We start from the raw sequence: 20,399 nt of genomic DNA, 5'->3' as shown, positions 1-20,399 counted from the left end.
CCATCGGCAGGGGGTAGCGCCTTGCCGAGCATAGACGCCCTCGCCGAACGCATTTCGGCCTATTTAGGCAAGGATCAGGTCAACCTGGTCCGTCGCGCGTATTTCTACGCCGAGCAAGCCCACGACGGCCAGCGCCGTCGCAGCGGCGAAGCCTACGTCACCCACCCTTTGGCCGTCGCCAATATCCTCGCTGACATGCACATGGACCATCAGAGCCTGATGGCCGCGATGCTGCATGACGTGATCGAAGACACCGGCATCGCCAAGGAAGCGCTCAGTGCGCAGTTCGGTGAGACCGTCGCAGACCTGGTCGACGGGGTCAGCAAGCTGACCCAGATGAACTTCGAGACCAAGGCCGAGGCCCAGGCGGAAAACTTCCAGAAAATGGCCATGGCCATGGCCCGCGATATCCGCGTGATCCTGGTCAAGCTTGCCGACCGCCTGCATAACATGCGTACCCTTGAGGTGTTGTCCGGCGAAAAACGCCGGCGAATCGCCAAGGAAACCCTCGAGATCTATGCCCCCATCGCCAACCGGCTGGGCATGCACAGCGTACGCATCGAGTTCGAAGACCTGGGCTTCAAGGCCATGTACCCGATGCGCTCCTCGCGCATTCACCAGGCGGTCAAGCGCGCCCGTGGCAACCGCAAGGAACTGGTCAACAAGATCGAAGAGTCGTTGAGCCACTGTCTGGCAGTGGACGGCATCGAAGGCGATGTCAGCGGCCGCCAGAAACATCTGTACGGCATCTACAAGAAGATGCGCGGCAAGCGCCGGGCCTTCAACGAAATCATGGACGTGTATGCGTTTCGCATCATCGTCGACAAGGTCGATACCTGCTACCGGGTACTGGGCGCCGTACACAACCTCTACAAGCCACTGCCTGGGCGTTTCAAGGATTACATTGCGATCCCCAAGGCCAACGGCTACCAGTCGCTGCATACCACGCTGTTCGGCATGCACGGGGTGCCCATCGAAATCCAGATTCGCACCCGCGAAATGGAAGAAATGGCCAATAACGGCATCGCCGCGCACTGGCTTTACAAGTCCAGTGATGACGAGCAGCCCAAGGGCTCCCATGCCCGCGCCCGGCAATGGGTCAAGGGCGTGCTGGAAATGCAGCAACGCGCCGGCAACTCGCTGGAGTTCATCGAAAGCGTCAAGATCGACCTGTTCCCCGACGAAGTCTACGTGTTCACCCCCAAAGGGCGGATCATGGAGCTGCCAAAAGGCTCCACGGCGGTGGATTTTGCTTACGCCGTGCACACTGACGTCGGCAACAGTTGCATTGCCTGCCGGATCAACCGCCGCCTGGCTCCGCTCTCCGAGCCGCTGCAAAGCGGCTCGACCGTCGAGATCGTCAGCGCGCCGGGTGCCCGGCCGAACCCGGCCTGGCTCAATTTTGTGGTCACCGGCAAGGCTCGTACCCATATTCGCCACGCCCTGAAGCTGCAGCGCCGTTCCGAGTCCATCAGCCTCGGCGAGCGCTTGCTCAACAAGGTACTCAACGGCTTCGAGACCAGCCTGGACAAAGTCAGCGCCGAGCGCGTTCAGGCCGCACTGATCGAGTACCGCGCCGAAGTCCTGGAAGATCTGCTCGAAGACATCGGCCTGGGCAATCGCATGGCCTATGTGGTCGCACGCCGCTTGCTGGGTGACGGCGAGCAACTGCCCAGCCCTGAAGGCCCGCTGGCGATCCGCGGCACCGAAGGCCTGGTACTCAGTTATGCCAAGTGCTGCACGCCGATTCCGGGCGACCCGATCGTCGGCCACCTGTCGGCGGGCAAGGGCATGGTCGTGCACCTGGAAAACTGCCGCAATATCAGTGAGATCCGCCATAACCCGGAAAAATGCCTGCATCTGTCCTGGGCCAAGGATGTCACTGGCGAATTCAACGTCGAGTTGCGCGTCGAGCTTGAGCACCAGCGTGGCCTGATCGCGCTGCTGGCCAGCAGCGTCAATGCCGCCGACGGCAACATCGAGAAGATCAGCATGGATGAGCGCGATGGTCGCATCAGCGTGGTCCAACTGGTGGTCAGCGTGCACGATCGCGTACACCTGGCCCGCGTCATCAAAAAGCTGCGCGCCCTGGCCGGGGTAACCCGCATTACCCGCATGCGCGCCTGACACCCCTTTAACAGGAGTTCTCATGTCCAAGACTGTCATCAACAGCGACAAGGCACCTGCCGCCATCGGCACCTATTCCCAGGCCATCAAGGCGGGCAACACCGTTTACATGTCCGGGCAGATCCCGCTGGACCCGAACACCATGGAGCTGGTCGACGGCATCGAAGCCCAGATCACCCAGGTCTTCGAAAACCTGAAGTCCGTCGCCGAAGCGGCTGGCGGCTCGTTCAAAGACATCGTCAAACTGAACATCTTTCTCACTGACCTGGGCCATTTCGCCAAGGTCAACGAGATCATGGGCAAGTACTTCGAGCAGCCTTACCCGGCCCGCGCCGCCATCGGCGTTGCCGCACTGCCACGCGGCTCGCAGGTCGAAATGGACGCCATTCTGGTCCTTGAGTAAACCGCCCCGGCGCAGCGTCCAGGCGCTGCGTCATCCTGTGCAAAGAAAGGATTCCCTTATGCGTCGTGCGCTTGCCCTTACGCTGTTGGCCGCACTCGTCAGTGGCTGTGCCAGCCATACCGACGTCAACCCCGATGGTATCTGGATCAATCAGAATGCCATTGATGCCGCCGTCAAAGGCAGCAACATGCGTGAAGCCATGTTGTCCAGCGGCCCGAATCTGGAATGGCAGGTCGACACCAAGGCCGGCCAGGCATCTTTTTCCAATGGCTTTGAGCTCGGCGAAGGCAAGATCATCGAGTCCAAGGCCGGCAAGCTGCGTATCGAGTTCTATGGCAACTTCTTCGAAGACCTGAGCATTGATGGCAGCCAGCTGACCCAGGCGGCCAGCGAGTCAGGTCCTGAGCAGCGCTTCGTCAAACCCAAGGTCAGCCTCGCTGCCGATGCGCCACCGGGCAGCAGCTTTGAGCATGCGCTGTACTCGGCTTATCTGGGCGGCAAATGGACCATTGTCAGTGGCGACGGCCAGGGCAGCAGCGTTCAGTTCTCGCCCGATGGCCGAGTGCAGGGGCTGGGCGGCAACGATCGCTATGCGCTGTGCCTGGCAGGTGACTGTGCAGCCATGAGCGGCGAGTACGACAGCATGTGGCTGGAGCGCGCCGAACAGGGTGCACCGTGGATCTTTGCCCGCAAAGGCCAGCAGCTGGAGATTTTCCAGGCCATCAACACCGCTGAAGCCGACGAAATGCCTCAGCTGCGTCCCGGCCAGCGCCGCTGGCTGCTTGAGCAACAGTAGGAGCCGCTTTAGCGGCGAAGATGTCGCCGCTGCGCCGACCGTTGATCAACCCAGCAACGCCGCATACCCGGCGCGATAATCCGGGTAGCGCGGCGTCCAGCCCAGTGCCCGCGCCCGGGCATTGCTGCAGCGCTTGCTGCCGGCCCGGCGCAACACCTGCTGCTCGGACCATTGGCTAACCCCCAGATACTCGCGCATCCAGGCCACCACCTCGGCCAGCGCTGCCGGCTCGTCATCGACCCCCAGATAGCAATCCTGTAGCACCACACCCTCGGCGTCGGCCTTGAGCAGATGCGCCAGCAAGCCTGCGGCATCGTCGGCGTGAATACGGTTGGCATACACTGGCGGATCAATCGCTACCCGATAGCCCTCGCGCACCTTGCCCGACAGATCGCTGCGGCCTGGACCGTAGATCCCGGCCAGGCGCACGACACTGGCTGGCCAGCCGCAATCGAGTGCCACGCGCTCGGCCTCCAGCAAGACCTGGCCGGAAAACCGCTCAGCCTCAGTGGCCGATGTTTCGTCGATCCACTCGCCTTGCTGTTGGCCGTACACCCCGGTGCTGGAAACAAAGACAACGCGGCGCGGCTGTTGGCCCGACTGGCGCACCCAGCTCAGTGTATGTTGCAGGCCTTCGACATACGCCTGTCGATAGCCGGCCTCATCGCGTTGCGAAGGCGTTGCGCAATACACCAGATAGTCAATGCTGCCGCTTGGCCAGCCCTTGGGCAGAGCCGCCGCAAACAAATCTGCCGCGATACCGGAAATACCCTCCGGCAGCGCGGCAATATTGCGGCGTAGCCCCTGTACATCCCAGCCAAGTGCTTGTAATTCAATAGCCAGACGCGAGCCCACATCACCACAGCCAGCGATCACCACCTTCGGGGTAGACATCAGATTTCTCCTCTCAAGCTCGGCAGTAAATCCATGAAATTTCACAAAATTTAATGCTGTAGCCAAATTTGTGGCAAAAAAAGATACATTATTACTTTAGTTAACAAGAACGATTTGCAATAATGGTCGCCCTTTGTTAACGCACCTGCGCAGTTTCTTCATGATTGCGCATTATGTTCTATATACATTCAGGTCCGGCCAGCATGACACGCACTCCATCACCCGCCTCGCTAACCACGCTTTTCGGCATGTCTCGCGCCTGGCGCGCGGCAGCCGCACTTGTGTTGAGCCTGACGCTCGCCCCGGCAGCCTTTGCCGATCAGGCCGCACCGACCGCCAATAGCGCAGCACCAGCGGCGGCCAGCGCCCCGGCGCCAGCGGGCAATGCCACTGCAGCGCCGAGCGCCACCCCGGCCGTAGCGCCTGTGGCGGCTGACGATTCGCTGGCACTTGAGGGCGAGAACAGCCTGGGCATGTCCGCGCATGACCTGTCGCCGTGGGGCATGTACCAGAACGCCGACATCGTGGTGAAGGCCGTCATGATCGGTCTGGCCCTGGCCTCGATCATCACCTGGACCATCTGGATCGCCAAGGGCCTTGAGCTGCTGGGCGCCAAACGTCGCCTGCGCAATGAAGTGCCGAGCCTGAAAAAGGCCCGTACCCTCAGCGAAGCCGCCGAGCTGAACCGTGCCGAAGGCACGCTGGCACATGTTCTGGTGCACGACGCCCTCGAAGAGATGCGTCTATCGGCCAATAGCCGTGAACGCGAAGGCATCAAAGAGCGTGTCAGCTTCCGTCTGGAGCGTATTGTGGCCAACAGTGGCCGGACCATGAGCACCGGCACCGGGGTACTGGCGACCATCGGTTCCACCGCGCCGTTCGTCGGTCTGTTCGGTACCGTATGGGGCATCATGAACAGCTTCATCGGTATCGCCAAGACCCAGACCACCAACCTGGCGGTCGTGGCCCCTGGTATTGCCGAAGCCCTGCTGGCCACGGCCATCGGTCTGGTCGCAGCGATTCCAGCGGTGGTGATCTACAACGTCTTCGCCCGCTCCATCGCCGGTTACAAGGCGCAGGTCTCCGACGCATCGGCTCAGGTGCTGCTGCTGGTCAGCCGTGACCTGGACCACCTGCCAGAGCCAAGCGAGCGCAGCCAACAGCAACCGCAAATGTCCAAGGTGGGCTGACACGTGGGTCTGCATCTGAATGAAGGCGGCGACGATCTCGCCGAGAACCATGAAATCAACGTGACGCCGTTCATCGACGTCATGCTGGTTCTGTTGATCATCTTCATGGTGGCCGCCCCGCTGGCCACCGTGGACATCAAGGTTGACCTGCCGGCCTCAACCGCACAGCCGCAACCGCGACCGGAAAAGCCGGTGTTCCTCAGCGTCAAGGCTGACAAGAACCTGTACCTGGGCAACGATCAGATTCCTCGCGAGCAGATCGGCCAGGTGCTGGACCAGCGCACCAAGGGCAAGAAGGACACCACCATCTTCTTCCAGGCTGACAAGGGCGTGGATTACGGCGACCTGATGGAAGTCATGAACACCCTGCGCGCTGCCGGTTATCTGAAGGTCGGCCTGGTAGGCCTTGAGACGGTTGGGAAAAAATGACCAGCATGCGCCAAACACTGACGCGCTATAGCGGTAGTCTGTTGTTGGTGCTGGTCGTGCATGCCGTTGCAGTGTATCTGGCACTGCGCTGGCCGGCCTCCCAGGCAATAGAACTGCCGCCGCCTGCGATGATGATCGAGCTTCCACCACTGCCCGAGCCACTGCCGCCACCGCCTCCAGCGGTCGTGCAGCCACCGACGCCACCTGCACCGGAAGAAGAGATTCCGATGCCTGAGGTCGCCGAGGCGCCGAAGCCGGAAATCGTCGTGCCCAAGAAAGTGGAAAAGCCCAAGCCCAAACCTCAGCCGAAAAAGCCGATCGAGAAGAAGCCTGAGCCGCCCAAGGAAGAACCGGCCGACGAGAAACCGGTGGATACACCGCCAACTCCGGTCAAGGTTGACAAGGCTGCCGCGCCGACGACGCCGCCTAGCCCGCCGTCGCCACCGAGCAACGCGCTGCCAAGCTGGCAGAGCGACCTGCTGCGGCACCTGGCCAAGTACAAGAAGTACCCTGAGGATGCCCGTCGTCGTGGCATGCAAGGGGTGGCCAGACTGCGGTTCGTGGTCGATGCGCAGGGCAACGTGTTGTCCTTCGAGATCGCCAGCAGTTCCGGCAGCCCGTCACTGGACCGCGCCACACTGGAGATGATCCGCCGTGCGCAACCGGTACCCAAGCCTCCGGCTGAAGTACTGAACAACGGTTCGATCGAGATTCTGGCACCCTTCGTTTATTCCCTGGATAAACGCTGACAGGCCAGACGCAAAGTTGGCGGGCCATGACGGCCGCCGCTTTGCGTACCGCTCCTGAATCGGTTTTTTGATACACAGATGCGCCTTTGATAACGTGCGTCTATTGATTGCAGCCGCTATGCTGGGCGCGCAACCACATGGACGCACGTTATGACCCTTACAGAATTGCGCTATATCGTCACGCTCGCTCAAGAGCAGCACTTCGGCCATGCTGCCGAACGTTGCCATGTCAGCCAGCCTACGCTGTCGGTCGGCGTGAAAAAGCTCGAAGACGAACTTGGTGTACTGATCTTCGAACGCAGCAAGAGTGCAGTACGCCTGACTCCGGTCGGTGAGGGCATTGTCGCCCAGGCCCAGAAAGTCCTCGAACAGGCCCAGGGCATCCGCGAACTGGCCCAGGCCGGCAAGAACCAGCTGACTGCTCCGCTCAAGGTCGGCGCCATTTACACCGTCGGTCCATACCTGTTCCCGCATCTGATTCCACAACTGCACCGGGTTGCCCCGCAGATGCCGTTGTACATCGAAGAAAACTTCACCCACGTGCTGCGCGACAAGCTGCGTAACGGCGAGCTGGACGCCGTAATCATCGCGTTGCCGTTCAACGAAGCAGACGTGCTGACCCTGCCGCTGTACGACGAGCCGTTTTACGTGCTGATGCCGGCCGAGCACCCCTGGACGCGCAAGCAGACCATCGACTCCTCCGCGTTGAACGACAAGAGCCTGTTGCTGCTTGGCGAAGGCCATTGTTTCCGCGATCAGGTTCTGGAAGCGTGCCCGACACTGACCAAGAACAGCGAAGGCGCCCGGCACACCACCGTCGAGTCCAGCTCGCTGGAAACCATTCGGCACATGGTTGCCTCAGGGCTTGGCGTATCGATCCTGCCGCTGTCGGCGGTCCACAGCCATCACTATGCGCCAGGCGTGATCGAGGTCCGTCCGCTGACGCCACCAACCCCATTTCGCACTGTCGCCATCGCCTGGCGTGCCAGCTTCCCGCGGCCTAAAGCCATCGAAATTCTGGCTGACTCGGTGCGTCTGTGTTCCGTGGCCCGTCCCAAGGCAGAAGCGGGCCAGGCAGTCTAGCGATGAACGAGCTTTCTCAGGTCCCGGTCACGGCACTCAAGGGTGTCGGTGAGGCGATGGCTGAAAAACTCGCCAGGGTAGGGCTGGAGAACCTGCAGGATGTGCTGTTCCACCTGCCGCTGCGCTACCAGGACCGCACCCGGGTGGTGCCTATCGGCCAGTTGCGGCCCGGCCAGGATGCGGTCATCGAGGGCGTGGTCAGCGGTGCCGATGTGGTGATGGGCAAGCGCCGCAGCCTGCTGGTGCGCCTGGGCGACGGCAGTGGTACGGTCAGCCTGCGCTTCTACCACTTCAGCAATGCCCAGAAAGAAGGCCTCAAGCGCGGCACGCCGCTGCGCTGTTTCGGTGAGGCCCGCCCCGGCGCTTCGGGTCTGGAGATTTACCACCCCGAATACCGCGCCCTGAGCGGCGATGAAGCACCGCCGGTAGAGCAGACCCTGACACCGATCTACCCGACTACCGAAGGCCTGACCCAACAGCGCCTGCGTCAGCTCAGCCAGCAGAGCCTGGCCATGCTCGGCCCGCAAAGCCTGCCGGACTGGCTGCCCAAAGAACTGATCAGCGACTACCAACTGGCACCACTGGATGACGCCATCCGTTACCTGCATCATCCGCCGGCCGACGCCGATGTCGAAGAGCTGGCCCTGGGGCACCACTGGGCACAGCATCGGCTGGCCTTTGAAGAGCTGCTGACTCACCAGTTGTCGCAACAGCGTCTGCGCGAGAGCCTGCGTGCCCAGCAGGCACCGGCCATGCCGCCTGCCACACGCTTGCCTGGACTGTTTCTGGGCAATCTGGGCTTTGCCCCGACCGGCGCCCAGCAGCGGGTCGGTAAAGAGGTTGCCTACGACCTCAGCCTGTCCGAGCCGATGCTGCGCCTGATTCAGGGCGATGTTGGCGCGGGCAAGACCGTGGTGGCGGCGCTGGCCGCGCTGCAGGCTATCGAGGCGGGCTATCAGGTGGCGTTGATGGCGCCCACCGAGATCCTTGCCGAACAGCACTACTTCAATTTCCAGCGCTGGCTGGAGCCGCTGGGCATCGAGGTTGCCTGGCTGGCTGGCAAGCTCAAGGGCAAGGCCCGGGTCTCGGCGCTGGAGCAGATCACTGGCGGCGCCCCCATGGTGGTCGGCACCCATGCGTTGTTTCAGGACGAGGTGCAGTTCAAGAACCTTGCCTTGGTGATCATCGACGAACAGCACCGCTTCGGTGTCCAGCAGCGTCTGGCCCTGCGTAGCAAAGGTGTCGGCGGGCGGATGTGCCCGCACCAGTTGATCATGACCGCGACCCCGATCCCGCGCACCCTGGCGATGAGCGCTTATGCCGACCTGGATACTTCGATCCTCGACGAATTGCCGCCTGGCCGTACGCCGGTCAATACCGTTCTGGTCGCCGACAGTCGACGCGTAGAAGTCATTGAGCGGGTGCGCGCCGCCTGCGCCGAAGGTCGCCAGGCCTATTGGGTCTGCACCCTGATTGAAGAATCCGAAGAGCTGACCTGCAAGGCGGCCGAGACGTCCTTCGAAGAATTGAGCATGGCCCTGGGCGAATTGCGCGTCGGCCTGATCCACGGACGGATGAAGCCTGCCGAGAAGGCCGCGATCATGGCCGAGTTCAAACAAGGAACCGTTCAGCTGCTGGTTGCCACTACTGTCATTGAAGTCGGCGTAGACGTGCCTAACGCCAGCCTGATGATCATCGAGAACCCCGAGCGTCTGGGCCTGGCTCAACTGCATCAGTTGCGCGGTCGGGTAGGGCGCGGCAGTGCGGTCAGTCACTGCGTGTTGCTCTATCATCCACCGTTGTCACAAATCGGCCGTCAACGTCTGGGCATCATGCGTGAGACCAACGACGGCTTCGTGATCGCCGAAAAAGACCTGGAAATTCGTGGCCCCGGCGAGATGCTCGGCACCCGCCAGACCGGCCTGCTGCAATTCAAGGTCGCTGATCTGATGCGCGATGCCGACCTGCTCCCGGCGGTGCGCGATGCAGCCCAGGCGCTGCTGGAGCGCTGGCCGCAACATGTCAGCCCATTGCTTGACCGCTGGTTGCGTCACGGCCAGCAATATGGTCAGGTGTGATGTAGACAACGCTTTTACATGCTCGCCGGGCTGAGGCTCGATAAGCTGGTTATACTGCACAAAATGTAGGAATTGGACTCAGACCATGACAGAAGTAGCCCACGTCGATGACTCTCTCCACACCCCGTCCGTAATCCGGCAGTTGTTGGAAAAATTGTCCATCCGCTACCAGGAAGTCGTGGACGATGTCACGTTACCTGTCGAGCGCAAGGTGCAAGCCGTACTCGTCGAAGACGCCGTCGGCGCGCTGCTGATTCTGTTCCCGCAGAACCAACTGCTCGATTTGAACCGCATCACCGAGTTGACCGGCCGCGAACTCAAGGCGGTCTCTTATGAGCGCCTGTCGCGCATGCTGGTCAAACACAACCTGCAAAGCCTGCCCGGCCTGCCGGCACTGACCAGCTCGCCGTGCCTGTACGACGAACGGTTGCTGCAGCAATCGTCGCTGCTGGTGGGGTCCGGTGAGCCGGGCCTGCTGCTGGAAATCGCCAGTGATGATTTCAAGGGCATGCTGAGCAAGGCCAGCGCGGCCAACTTCGGGCAACTGGTTGCTCTGGTTCAGCCCAACTTCGACCGTCCTGACGACGACCGCGAAGAAATCACCCAGGCCGTTCATGCGTTCACCGCACGACGCATTCAGCAGCGCCTGGAAGCGACCCTGGAAATCCCGCCGCTGGCTGGTACTGCGCAGAAAATCATCAAGCTGCGGGTCGACCCCGATGCCACCATCGATGACATCACCGGTGTCGTGGAAACCGACCCGGCCCTGGCCGCGCAGGTGGTCAGTTGGGCGGCTTCGCCTTACTACGCCTCGACCGGCAAGATCCGTTCGGTGGAAGACGCGATTGTTCGGGTGCTGGGCTTCGATCTGGTGATCAATCTGGCGCTGGGTCTGGCACTGGGCAAGACCCTGAGCCTGCCCAAGGATCACCCGCAGCAGACCACCCCGTACTGGCAGCAGTCGATCTACACCGCGGCGGTCATCGAAGGGCTGACCCGCGCCATCCCGCGCGCCAAGCGTCCTGAAGCGGGCCTGACTTACCTGGCCGGCCTGCTGCACAACTTTGGCTACCTGTTGCTGGCCCATGTGTTCCCGCCACATTTCTCGCTGATCTGCCGCCAGCTGGAGGTCAATCCGCACCTGCATCACAGCTACGTCGAACAGCATCTGCTGGGCATCAGCCGCGAGCAGATCGGTGCCTGGCTGATGCGTTCCTGGGACATGCCGGATGAACTGGCCACTGCACTGCGCTTCCAGCACGACCCGCAATACGCGGGCGAGCACTGCGAATATGCCAATCTGGTGTATCTGGCAGTGCAACTGCTGCGGCAACACGGGATCGGCTCCGGTCCGGTCGAGAGCATCCCTGACGAGCTGTTCGAGCGTCTGAACATCAGTCGCGAGAAAGCTGAAGAGTCGGTGCGCAAGGTGCTGGATGCTGAAGTGATGCTGCGCGAGCTGGCGGCGCAGTTCGCTCACTAAATTGCCCAAGTAATAAAAACGCCCCCGGCAGGTATCTGTCGGGGGTGTTTTGCATTCAGCCCTTAATTGGCTGTCTTCAGCGGCGCTCGCGTTGCCAGGCCCGGTCTGGCGACTACGGTGATGATCGCCAGCGCGGCAATCACCAGCCCCGGCGAGGTCGCCAGCAGCACGCCGCTGGTGCCGGCCCCGGCGGCGAGAATCTGCCCGGCGGCCAAAGGACCGGCCACTGACCCAAGGCGGCCGATGGCCACCGCAGCACCCACTCCGGTGGCGCGTACGGCAGTCGGGTAGGAGGGCGGGGCCATGGCGTACAGCACCAGTTGCGCGGCCATCACGAATACGCCTACCGAGAAGCCGGCGATGGCCATGGGCACGATCCCCACCGAGAGTCCAACGCCAATCAGCGACGCCAGCAACCCCAGGTACACGCCAATCACCACTTTCACGCCATTGAAGCGGTCGAGCAGCAGGCCACCGAACAGCGAGCCGAGCGCGCCACCGATGTTGAACAGCATCTGTACCAGGCTCGCTTCCGGCTTGCTGAAGCCCTGGCCCATCAGCAGCGACGGCAGCCAGTTGAGCAGCATGTACATCACGGTAAGGGTAAAGAAATAACTTATCCACAGCGCCAGAGTAATCCGCGCCCGGCCTTCGCCAAACAGCGCCTGCGGGGTCGAAACCCGCGAGTTCGGATCGACCTCCTGGCGGAACACCGTTGATTCAGGCAGCAGGACCATCATCAGCGGCACCACCAGCAGCGGCGCCAGGCCACCGATGATGAAGGTCATTTGCCAGTGATCACCGCCCAGCATGGCGACCACCGCCGCCAGCGCACCGCCCAGCGGTACGCCGGCATACATGATGCTGATCGCCGTACCGCGACGCTCTTCGCCAACCGCTTCAGCGCACAAGGCAATCAGGTTGGGCAGGGCGGCGCCCAGACCCAGGCCGGTCAGCAAGCGCACCAACAGCAATGCCGTAAGGCTCTGAACGTAGGCGGTGGCCAGCGAGAACACCCCGAACAGCAGCACGGCTGCGATGAGTATTTTCTTGCGACCGATCCGATCAGCGATCCAGCCGCCGAAGAATGCACCAGGCAGCAGGCCGATGATCCCGGCACTGAATACCCAGCCGAGCATTTTCGGGTCCAGCTCGAAGGTGTGTCGCAGTCCCGCCGCCGCGGTGCCGGCAGCCTGCAGGTCAAAGCCTTCGATCAGCGCAACGATGAAGCAAAGCACAATAGTGGGCGCCGGGCGGCGCAGTGAACTGTCCATGGATAACCTCGTTCTTGTTTTTGTTGTAAACGCAGACCTGGGGTCGGCTTGAAATAAGATTAACAAAGATAACTAAAAAGCAAAGGGTCGGCTGTGAATGCTTGTTACCCGACTAAGGCTTTTAAAACATGGACTTAACAGAAAGAACGGTGCTGAGGCAAAAATAGATAACAAAATTAACGTTCGATTATCGGATGGTTTCCGTTGACGGGCGCCTCGCGCATTTCCATTCTTGCTCCGCAGGCCGCCCCTGAGGCGGCCGACAGCGTTCCAGTACAACAAAAATAAATGGACCACGGACATGCCAGACACTCATCCGATGATCAATGGCGCCCGACTGGGTGCTTATCCTCTGCTTCTGCTGGGCCTGTGCAGCACCGGCCTGCATGCCGAAGGGCTGCTGGAAGACAGCCACGGTACGTTGACCCTGCGCAACTATTATCTGGACCGTGACTACAAGGATGACGGGGCGAAGACGGCGGCCCGAGAGTGGGCTCAGGGCTTCATCCTCAACCTGGAGTCGGGCTACACCCCTGGCAAACTGGGCCTTGGCCTGGACGCCCGCGCCCTGGTGGGGATCAAGCTCGACTCCTCGCCAGAGCGCAGCAGCACCGAGCTGCTACCGGTATCGGCCAGTGACAGGCGCGCGCCGGATGATTACTCGCGGCTGGCCCTGACCGGCAAGCTGCGCTGGGGCCAGACCACGGTGAAGACCGGCGATGTGTCGATCTTCCTGCCGTTCGCCTTTGCCAGCCCGTCGCGCCTGCTGCCGCAGACTTTTCGCGGCACCATCCTGACCTCCAAAGATATCGACGGGCTGACCTTCAACGCCGGCTACATCGACCGCATCAACCGGCGCGACTCCACCTCCTATCAGGCGATGGGCATTGCTTCGCCCAACGGCCGCTTCAGGGGCGCGGCGACCACCTCGCACATGAGTTATCTGGGCGGTGACTACCAGTTCAGCAAGGACCTGGGTATCCGCCTCTACCATGCCGAGGTCGATGACCTGTACCGGCAGAGCACCCTGGCGCTGTTGCACAACCAGCCATTGGGCGACGGCGTGTTGACCACCGACCTGCGCAGTTTCTTCAGTGACGAGGCCGGCAGCGCCAAGGCTGGCAAGGTCGACAACATCAACGCTTCGGCCTTGCTGGGTTACCGCTTTGGCGGGCACAAGGTCAGCGTGGGCTACATGCATTCGAGCGGCGACACGGCTACACCCTATGTGTCTGGCACCGAACTGATGGGGATGAGCGAGTTGACCATGGCTTCGGACTTTCTCAATGCCAAAGAACGTACCTGGCAAGCCATCTATGACTACGACTTCGCTGCCCTCGGCGTGCCGGGGCTCAAGAGCCGGCTGCGTTACGTGCGTGGTGACAACATCGAGCTGGCCTCACTGAACGCCGATGACCGCAAGGAACGGGAATTCCAGATGGAGCTGGGTTACGTGATCCAGAGCGGGCCGCTCAAGCAACTGGGCTTTGTGGTGCGCAAGGCGATCTACCGCAACGACTTCCCCGCCGGGGCGGCCTTTCGTGATGAAAATCAGACCCGCTTTCTGGCCACCTACACCTTGCCGCTGTGGTGAGGCGCCCGGTCAGTCTTGATAGACCTTGCGCAGCAGATGCAGCAACTGCTCGCGCTCGGCGTCATCCAGTGCCGAGGTCGAGTCCAGGTCGCTCTGCGCGGCGATCTGCTTCAATTCCTTGAGCAGGGCTTCACCGCCCTTGCTCAGGAAAATGCCGTAAGAGCGTTTGTCCGGCTTGCAGCGCACCCGTACCGCCAGCGCACGGCTTTCAAGCTTGTTGAGCAGCGGCACCACTTGCGGCGGCTCGATGGCCAGGGCACGGGCCAGGTCGGCCTGCATCAGCCCGGGGTTCTGGTCGATGATCGCCAAGGCGGAAAACTGCGCCGGGCGCAGGTCATGCACCGCCAGGCGGCCGATCAGGTTCTGGAACAGCTTGAGCTGGGCGCGGCGCAGGGCGTAACCGATCAGGTCGTCCAGCGCGGCATCCAGCGCCGCCGGGGCGCCAGCATCGTCAGGCACCACATCACGGGGCAGCGGTGCTGTGGAGGGCTTGGCCATGGCAAAAGGTCCTGATCTTCAGTTAACAAGGCTATGCAGTTTGCCGTGATCGCTTGGCAAAGGCTACCGCTAACTAGCCGCATGAGGTGATCTGACATCCACTGACCGTTAAGTTTTCGATTAACTCGATTAATAGTTAATTGACATAACTAATTTGCCGGGCTAATTTCTGCTCATCGGCACTCCCGGAACACGCCGCCGTTCAGAACAAGCCCCCACCCAGAACAAGAGAGCAACCGACATGAGCAACTACGAAGGCCGCTGGAGCACCGTCAAAGTCGAGATCGAAGAAGGCATCGCCTGGGTCATTCTCAATCGCCCGGAAAAACGCAATGCCATGAGCCCGACCCTGAACCGGGAAATGATCGATGTGCTGGAAACTCTGGAGCAGGATGCCGACGCCGGTGTGCTGGTGCTGACCGGTGCCGGTGAGTCGTGGACCGCCGGCATGGACCTCAAGGAGTACTTCCGTGAAACCGACGCCGGCCCGGAAATTCTCCAGGAAAAGATCCGCCGTGAGGCCTCGCAATGGCAGTGGAAGTTGCTGCGCATGTACTCCAAGCCGACCATCGCCATGGTCAATGGCTGGTGCTTCGGCGGTGGTTTCAGCCCGCTGGTGGCCTGTGATCTGGCGATCTGTGCTGACGAAGCGACCTTCGGCCTGTCGGAAATCAACTGGGGCATCCCGCCGGGTAACCTGGTCAGCAAGGCCATGGCCGACACCGTAGGCCACCGCCAGTCGCTGTACTACATCATGACCGGCAAGACCTTCGGCGGTAAAAAAGCCGCTGAAATGGGCCTGGTCAATGAAAGCGTGCCGCTGGCGCAGCTGCGCGAAACCACTATCGAACTGGCCCGCAACCTGCTGGAAAAGAACCCGGTGGTGCTGCGCGCCGCCAAGCATGGTTTCAAGCGTTGCCGCGAGCTGACCTGGGAGCAGAACGAAGACTACCTGTACGCCAAGCTCGACCAGTCGCGCCTGCTGGACACCGAAGGCGGTCGCGAGCAGGGTATGAAGCAGTTCCTCGACGAAAAAAGCATCAAGCCGGGCCTGCAAGCCTACAAGCGCTGAGATTCTCGGCGCTACACCAAATCGACATGTGTTCCCGATAAAGACAATAAAGAGGAATCACCATGCTGGACGTGCCTTTGCTGATTGGCGGGCAGTCATTGCCCGCGCGTGACGGTCGCACCTTCGAACGCCGTAATCCGGTGACCGGCGAGGTGGTCTCCAGGGTTGCCGCCGCCACCCTGGAAGACGCCGACGCGGCGGTCGCCGCCGCCCAGGCGGCGTTTCCAGGCTGGTCTGCCCTGGCGCCCAACGAGCGCCGCAGCCGCTTGCTCAAGGCGGCTGACCAGCTTCAGGCCAACAGCGCACGCTTTATCGCGGCGGCCGGCGAAACCGGTGCCATGGCCAACTGGTATGGCTTCAACGTAAAGCTGGCTTCCAACATCCTGCGCGAAGCCGCCTCGATGACCACCCAGATCAATGGTCAGGTCATCCCCTCGGATGTACCGGGCAGCTTCGCCATGGCCTTGCGTCAGCCGTGCGGCGTGGTGCTGGGTATCGCTCCCTGGAACGCCCCGGTGATTCTTGCCACCCGGGCCATCGCCATGCCGCTGGCCTGCGGTAATACCGTGGTGCTCAAGGCCTCGGAACTGAGCCCGGCGGTGCACCGGCTGATCGGCCAGATCCTCCATGAAGCCGGGCTCGGCGATGGCGTGGTCAACGTCATCAGCAACGCGCCGGCCGACGCCCCGGCGATCGTCGAACGGCTGATCGCCAACCCCGCCGTACGCCGGGTCAACTTCACCGGCTCGACCCATGTCGGGCGGATTGTCGGCGAACTGGCGGCCCGCCACCTCAAGCCTGCGTTGCTGGAGCTGGGCGGCAAGGCGCCGTTGCTGGTGCTCGATGACGCCGACCTGGATGCCGCTGTGGAGGCTGCCGCGTTTGGCGCCTACTTCAATCAGGGGCAGATCTGCATGTCTACCGAGCGGCTGATTGTCGACAGCAAGGTCGCCGACACCTTTGTCGCCAAGCTGGCAGCCAAGATCGCCACCCTGCGCGCCGGCAACCCGGATGATCCGGCGTCGGTACTCGGTTCGCTGGTCGATGCCAGCGCCGGTGAACGCATTCTTGGCCTCGTCAACGATGCCGTCAGTCAGGGCGCCACCCTGGTGGCGGGCGGGCAGTGCAGTGGCAGCATCATGCAGCCGACCCTGCTTGATCGGGTGACCGACAGCATGCGCCTGTACCGCGAAGAGTCCTTCGGCCCGGTGGCGGTGGTGCTGCGTGCAGAGGGCGACGAAGCATTGCTGCGCCTGGCCAACGACTCGGAGTTCGGCTTGTCGGCGGCGATCTTCAGCCGCGACACCAGCCGTGCCCTGGCGCTGGCTCAGCGGGTCGAGTCGGGGATCTGCCATATCAACGGCCCGACCGTGCACGACGAAGCACAAATGCCGTTCGGCGGGGTCAAGTCCAGCGGCTACGGCAGTTTCGGCGCCAGCGCCTCGGTGGATTTCTTTACCCAGTTGCGCTGGGTCACCCTGCAGAACGGCCCACGGCATTACCCGATCTAGCGCCAACAGGCACCCGATCGTGCGCCCCTGACAAAAACAAGACGCCCGCCGGCCTCGATGGAGGAACAGCAAGTGAATCCGCAACCCGCAACTGCCCGGCCCGCCCAGGCACGCTATCGCCAGGTGTCTATCGGGCACCCCGAAGTAGAGGTCACCCAGAGCCAGGGCATCGTGCATATCCGCACCCTGGAACCTTTGGCCGACCGTCCCGCACGGCTGCTCGACCGTCTGCTGCACTGGGCCGATGTGCGCGGCCAGCAAACCTTTATTGCCGCCCGCGATGCACAAGGCCAATGGCAGCACGTCAGCTATGCGCAGATGCTGGCTGACGTACGCGCCATCGCCCAGAGCCTGTTGGGCTATGGCCTGAGCGCCGAGCGACCGCTGGCACTGCTGTCAGGCAACGATATTGAACACCTGAAGATTGCCTTGGGCGCCATGTATGCCGGCGTTCCCTACTGCCCGGTTTCGCCGGCCTATTCGCTGCTGTCCCAGGATTTCGCCAAGCTGCGACATGTCTGTGAAGTGTTGCAGCCCGGTCTGGTATTCGTCAGCGACAGCGCGCCCTACCAGAAAGCCATCGACGCGGTGCTGGCAGCGGATGTGCCGGTCATCAGCGTGCGCGGCGAGGTTGCTGGCAGGGTCGGCATCCGCTTCGCCAGCCTGCTTGAACAACCTGGCGGTGCCGAAGCCGATGCCGCGTTTGCTGCCACCGGGCCAGACAGCATTGCCAAGTTTCTGTTCACCTCAGGCTCCACCAAGCTGCCCAAGGCGGTGATTACCACCCAGCGCATGCTCTGCGCCAACCAGCAGATGCTGTTGCAGACCTTTCCGGTGTTCGGCGAAGAGCCGCCGGTGCTGGTCGACTGGTTGCCGTGGAACCACACCTTCGGTGGCAGCCATAACCTGGGCATCGTGCTGTACAACGGCGGGACCTTTTACCTGGATAACGGCAAACCTACCGCTCAGGGCTTTGCCGAGACCCTGCGCAACCTCAAGGAAATCTCGCCCACCGCCTACCTGACCGTACCCAAGGGTTGGGAAGAGTTGGTCAATGCACTGGAAAAAGACGCTGAATTGCGTGAGCGGTTCTTTGCCCGCATGAAACTGTTCTTCTTCGCCGCCGCCGGGTTGTCGCAGAGCATCTGGGACCGCCTGGACCGGGTCGCGGAACAACACTGCGGCGAGCGTATCCGCATGATGGCCGGGCTGGGCATGACCGAAGCCTCGCCGTCTTGCACCTTCACCACCGGGCCGCTGTCCCAGGCCGGCTACATCGGCTTGCCGGCGCCGGGTTGCGAAGTGCGGCTGGTGCCGGTGGACGGCAAGCTGGAAGGGCGCTTTCGCGGCCCGCACATCATGCCCGGCTACTGGCGCTCGGCGCAGCAGACCGCCGAGGCCTTCGATGAGCAAGGCTTCTATTGCTCGGGCGACGCGCTGAAACTCGCTGACCCGACTGACCCGCAACTGGGCCTGATGTTCGACGGGCGGATTGCTGAGGACTTCAAGCTGTCGTCGGGGGTGTTTGTCAGTGTCGGGCCGCTGCGCAACCGGGCCGTGCTGGAAGGCTCGCCCTATGTGCAGGATATCGTGGTCACCGCCCCTGACCGCGAATGCCTTGGCGCACTGGTATTCCCGCGCCTGCATGAGTGCCGGCAGCTGGCCGGCCTGGACGCCAGCGCCAGCGATGCTCAGGTGCTGGCCAGCCCCGCCGTGCGCCAGTGGTTTGCGGCCTGGCTAAGGCGCCTGAACAAAGACGCCAGCGGCAATGCCAGCCGCCTGGAGTGGGTCGCACTGCTGGCCGAAGCGCCTTCGATTGACCGTGGCGAAATCACCGACAAGGGCTCGATCAATCAGCGCGCCGTGCTGCAATGGCGCGCCAGCCTGGTCGAGGCGCTGTACCGGGGCGAAGACGCCTCGATCCTGCGCGCCGAAGCGCTGCTGCCAGGCACACCGGCATGAACCGCGCCGGCCAGTACTCGGCGTTTTCCGACGTGGCGATTTTCGCTGCCTTGCGCACCCCCTGGGCAGACCTGGGCGGTGCGCTGGCTCAAGTGTCACCGATCGATCTGGGGATCAAGGTCGGTCGCGGTGTACTGGCGCAGGCCGGCTTGCAGGCAGCCGATGTCGACAGCGTGCTGGCCGGCTCCATGGCCCAGGCCAGCTTTGATGCCTACCTGCTGCCCCGGCATATCGGCCTGTACAGCGGCGTGCCGCAGCAGGTTCCGGCACTGGCGGTGCAGCGGATCTGTGCCACCGGTTTCGAACTGCTGCGCCAGGCGGCCATACAAGTGGGCGAAGGCGCGCAACTGGCGCTGTGCGTGGCGGCCGAATCGATGTCGCGCAACCCGATTGCCGCCTACACCCATCGCGACGGCTTTCGTCTGGGCGGCGAAGTGGGGTTCAAGGACTTTCTCTGGGAGGCGTTGCACGATCCGGCACCGGGCATCGATATGATCGCCACCGCTGATCGTCTCGCTGTGCGCTATGAGCTGGCGCGCGAGGCGGTAGACAGCTACGCCTTGCAAAGTCACCAACTGACGCTGCAAGCACAGGCCAGCGGCTGGCTGGCGGAAGAAATTCTGCCGGTCAGCAACGAATGCTTCGAGCTGGCCGGCTATCAGCCACGCGGCATCCGCTTGCCGCGCGGAGTCGAGAGCGTCAGCCAGGACAGCCACCCGCGCAGCACCGAACTGGCCGCCCTGGCACGGCTGCGGGCGGTGCATGAGGGCGGGGTGCAGACCGCTGGCAATAGCTGCGCGGTGGTCGATGGCGCGGCGGCTGCATTGGTTGGCCCTGCATCGGCTGCCCGCCGCCCAGCATTGGCCTGGCTGCGCGCCAGTGCGGTGGTCGGCGTAGCCCCTGAATACATGGGCATCGGTCCTGCGCCGGCGATCCGCCTGCTGTTGCAGCGCAGCGGCCTGCAACTGCATGACATCGGCTTGCTGGAAATCAACGAAGCCCAGGCCGCCCAGGTACTGGCCGTGGCCCGTGAGCTGGAACTGGACGGCGAACGGCTCAACCGCCGGGGTGGCGCCATCGGCCTCGGCCATCCGTTAGCCGCCAGCGGCTTGCGCCTGGTGCTGAGCCTGGCCCGGCAACTGCGCGACAACAACCTGCGCTATGGCATTGCCGCGGCCTGTGTCGGCGGCGGGCAGGGCATGGCGGTGCTGATCGAAAACCCGGATTGGCAACACTGAGAACATGACCGGCAAAGG

The 20,399-nt window shown here is 62.6% G+C and carries 17 protein-coding genes; 14 read left to right on the top strand and 3 right to left on the bottom strand.

All coding sequences use genetic code 11. The features are described 5' to 3' along the window. Positions 1-21: 21 nt before the first annotated feature. The 3 genes from spoT to PSCI_RS07970 are packed head-to-tail and all read left to right on the top strand — an operon-like array spanning position 22 to position 3,326. Positions 22-2,127 carry a bifunctional GTP diphosphokinase/guanosine-3',5'-bis pyrophosphate 3'-pyrophosphohydrolase gene (spoT, locus tag PSCI_RS07980; RefSeq protein WP_045485025.1) on the top strand — a complete coding sequence of 702 codons (2,106 nt, stop codon included), beginning with the start codon at positions 22-24 and terminating at the stop codon, positions 2,125-2,127. Between the two features lie 22 nt (positions 2,128-2,149). Beyond that, the gene (locus PSCI_RS07975; RefSeq protein ID WP_045485023.1) at positions 2,150-2,530 is read left to right on the top strand and encodes a RidA family protein; all 381 of its coding nucleotides are present in this window, start codon (positions 2,150-2,152) and stop codon (positions 2,528-2,530) included. A 58-nt stretch (positions 2,531-2,588) separates the two neighbouring features. Further along, on the top strand, positions 2,589-3,326 hold the full coding sequence (locus PSCI_RS07970) for a hypothetical protein (protein ID WP_045485020.1): 738 nt from the start codon (positions 2,589-2,591) through the stop codon (positions 3,324-3,326). A 45-nt stretch (positions 3,327-3,371) separates the two neighbouring features. On the opposite strand, the gene PSCI_RS07965 is transcribed toward PSCI_RS07970, so the two are convergent. Further along, positions 3,372-4,220 carry an SDR family oxidoreductase gene (locus PSCI_RS07965; RefSeq protein ID WP_045485017.1) on the bottom strand — a complete coding sequence of 283 codons (849 nt, stop codon included), beginning with the start codon at positions 4,218-4,220 and terminating at the stop codon, positions 3,372-3,374. A gap of 203 nt (positions 4,221-4,423) precedes the next feature. Here PSCI_RS07965 and exbB point away from each other — a divergent pair, with 203 nt between their 5' ends. From exbB to PSCI_RS07935, 6 genes are all read left to right on the top strand, one after another. Next, positions 4,424-5,410, top strand: a complete 987-nt coding sequence (exbB, locus tag PSCI_RS07960) for a tonB-system energizer ExbB (protein ID WP_045494018.1) — start codon at positions 4,424-4,426, stop codon at positions 5,408-5,410. A 3-nt stretch (positions 5,411-5,413) separates the two neighbouring features. Next, on the top strand, positions 5,414-5,839 hold the full coding sequence (exbD, locus tag PSCI_RS07955) for a TonB system transport protein ExbD (RefSeq protein ID WP_045485015.1): 426 nt from the start codon (positions 5,414-5,416) through the stop codon (positions 5,837-5,839). Continuing rightward, a complete protein-coding gene (locus PSCI_RS07950) occupies positions 5,836-6,588 on the top strand; it encodes an energy transducer TonB (RefSeq protein WP_045485013.1) in 753 nt (250 codons plus the stop codon). The genes exbD and PSCI_RS07950 overlap by 4 nt, the downstream gene beginning before the upstream one ends. Before the next feature lie 150 nt (positions 6,589-6,738). Then, positions 6,739-7,671: a hydrogen peroxide-inducible genes activator gene (locus PSCI_RS07945; protein ID WP_045485012.1), complete on the top strand. Its 933-nt coding sequence runs from the start codon at positions 6,739-6,741 to the stop codon at positions 7,669-7,671. A 2-nt stretch (positions 7,672-7,673) separates the two neighbouring features. After that, entirely contained in the window at positions 7,674-9,749 is a 2,076-nt protein-coding gene (gene recG / locus PSCI_RS07940; RefSeq protein WP_045485011.1) for an ATP-dependent DNA helicase RecG, read from the top strand. An 85-nt stretch (positions 9,750-9,834) separates the two neighbouring features. Next, positions 9,835-11,232, top strand: a complete 1,398-nt coding sequence (locus PSCI_RS07935; RefSeq protein WP_045485006.1) for an aminoacyl-tRNA deacylase and HDOD domain-containing protein — start codon at positions 9,835-9,837, stop codon at positions 11,230-11,232. Between the two features lie 62 nt (positions 11,233-11,294). On the opposite strand, the gene mhpT is transcribed toward PSCI_RS07935, so the two are convergent. Continuing rightward, positions 11,295-12,506: a 3-(3-hydroxy-phenyl)propionate transporter MhpT gene (gene mhpT, locus PSCI_RS07930; protein WP_045485004.1), complete on the bottom strand. Its 1,212-nt coding sequence runs from the start codon at positions 12,504-12,506 to the stop codon at positions 11,295-11,297. A 301-nt stretch (positions 12,507-12,807) separates the two neighbouring features. Here mhpT and PSCI_RS07925 point away from each other — a divergent pair, with 301 nt between their 5' ends. Beyond that, positions 12,808-14,100 (top strand): OprD family porin, encoded by a 1,293-nt coding sequence (locus tag PSCI_RS07925; RefSeq protein ID WP_045485003.1) that lies wholly within the window; start codon positions 12,808-12,810, stop codon positions 14,098-14,100. A gap of 9 nt (positions 14,101-14,109) precedes the next feature. Here the strand turns inward: PSCI_RS07925 and PSCI_RS07920 are convergent, their stop codons facing one another. Continuing rightward, positions 14,110-14,598 (bottom strand): MarR family winged helix-turn-helix transcriptional regulator, encoded by a 489-nt coding sequence (locus PSCI_RS07920; RefSeq protein ID WP_045485002.1) that lies wholly within the window; start codon positions 14,596-14,598, stop codon positions 14,110-14,112. A gap of 241 nt (positions 14,599-14,839) precedes the next feature. Between PSCI_RS07920 and PSCI_RS07915 the strand changes: the two genes are divergently transcribed. The 4 genes from PSCI_RS07915 to PSCI_RS07900 all read left to right on the top strand — a co-directional run bounded on the left by PSCI_RS07915 (position 14,840) and on the right by PSCI_RS07900 (position 20,381). Next, the gene (locus PSCI_RS07915) at positions 14,840-15,670 is read left to right on the top strand and encodes a p-hydroxycinnamoyl CoA hydratase/lyase (RefSeq protein ID WP_045484997.1); all 831 of its coding nucleotides are present in this window, start codon (positions 14,840-14,842) and stop codon (positions 15,668-15,670) included. 62 nt (positions 15,671-15,732) lie between these two features. After that, positions 15,733-17,181, top strand: coding sequence for an aldehyde dehydrogenase (locus tag PSCI_RS07910; protein ID WP_045484995.1), 1,449 nt, complete (start codon positions 15,733-15,735; stop codon positions 17,179-17,181). 57 nt (positions 17,182-17,238) lie between these two features. After that, positions 17,239-19,143: a feruloyl-CoA synthase gene (locus PSCI_RS07905; RefSeq protein ID WP_045484993.1), complete on the top strand. Its 1,905-nt coding sequence runs from the start codon at positions 17,239-17,241 to the stop codon at positions 19,141-19,143. Beyond that, positions 19,140-20,381, top strand: a complete 1,242-nt coding sequence (locus tag PSCI_RS07900; protein ID WP_045484991.1) for a thiolase family protein — start codon at positions 19,140-19,142, stop codon at positions 20,379-20,381. The genes PSCI_RS07905 and PSCI_RS07900 overlap by 4 nt, the downstream gene beginning before the upstream one ends. Positions 20,382-20,399 lie beyond the last annotated feature (18 nt).

The organism is Pseudomonas sp. StFLB209 (genome assembly GCF_000829415.1).
Classification (GTDB): domain Bacteria; phylum Pseudomonadota; class Gammaproteobacteria; order Pseudomonadales; family Pseudomonadaceae; genus Aquipseudomonas.
The sequence above is the reverse complement of the archived record's forward strand: the minus strand, read 5'-3'. Positions and strand labels throughout refer to the sequence as shown.

Excerpts from the sequence above, each read along its gene's own strand:
- PSCI_RS07920 (WP_045485002.1), bottom strand. The coding sequence starts at position 14,598 with ATGGCCAAGCCCTCCACAGCACCGCTGCCCCGTGATGTGGTGCCTGAC.
- PSCI_RS07925 (WP_045485003.1), top strand. The coding sequence starts at position 12,808 with ATGCCAGACACTCATCCGATGATCAATGGCGCCCGACTGGGTGCTTAT.
- PSCI_RS07900 (WP_045484991.1), top strand. The coding sequence starts at position 19,140 with ATGAACCGCGCCGGCCAGTACTCGGCGTTTTCCGACGTGGCGATTTTC.
- mhpT (WP_045485004.1), bottom strand. The coding sequence starts at position 12,506 with ATGGACAGTTCACTGCGCCGCCCGGCGCCCACTATTGTGCTTTGCTTC.
- PSCI_RS07950 (WP_045485013.1), top strand. The coding sequence starts at position 5,836 with ATGACCAGCATGCGCCAAACACTGACGCGCTATAGCGGTAGTCTGTTG.
- PSCI_RS07970 (WP_045485020.1), top strand. The coding sequence starts at position 2,589 with ATGCGTCGTGCGCTTGCCCTTACGCTGTTGGCCGCACTCGTCAGTGGC.
- PSCI_RS07975 (WP_045485023.1), top strand. The coding sequence starts at position 2,150 with ATGTCCAAGACTGTCATCAACAGCGACAAGGCACCTGCCGCCATCGGC.
- PSCI_RS07935 (WP_045485006.1), top strand. The coding sequence starts at position 9,835 with ATGACAGAAGTAGCCCACGTCGATGACTCTCTCCACACCCCGTCCGTA.
- PSCI_RS07910 (WP_045484995.1), top strand. The coding sequence starts at position 15,733 with ATGCTGGACGTGCCTTTGCTGATTGGCGGGCAGTCATTGCCCGCGCGT.
- PSCI_RS07945 (WP_045485012.1), top strand. The coding sequence starts at position 6,739 with ATGACCCTTACAGAATTGCGCTATATCGTCACGCTCGCTCAAGAGCAG.
- recG (WP_045485011.1), top strand. The coding sequence starts at position 7,674 with ATGAACGAGCTTTCTCAGGTCCCGGTCACGGCACTCAAGGGTGTCGGT.
- PSCI_RS07905 (WP_045484993.1), top strand. The coding sequence starts at position 17,239 with ATGGAGGAACAGCAAGTGAATCCGCAACCCGCAACTGCCCGGCCCGCC.
- PSCI_RS07915 (WP_045484997.1), top strand. The coding sequence starts at position 14,840 with ATGAGCAACTACGAAGGCCGCTGGAGCACCGTCAAAGTCGAGATCGAA.
- PSCI_RS07965 (WP_045485017.1), bottom strand. The coding sequence starts at position 4,220 with ATGTCTACCCCGAAGGTGGTGATCGCTGGCTGTGGTGATGTGGGCTCG.
- exbB (WP_045494018.1), top strand. The coding sequence starts at position 4,424 with ATGACACGCACTCCATCACCCGCCTCGCTAACCACGCTTTTCGGCATG.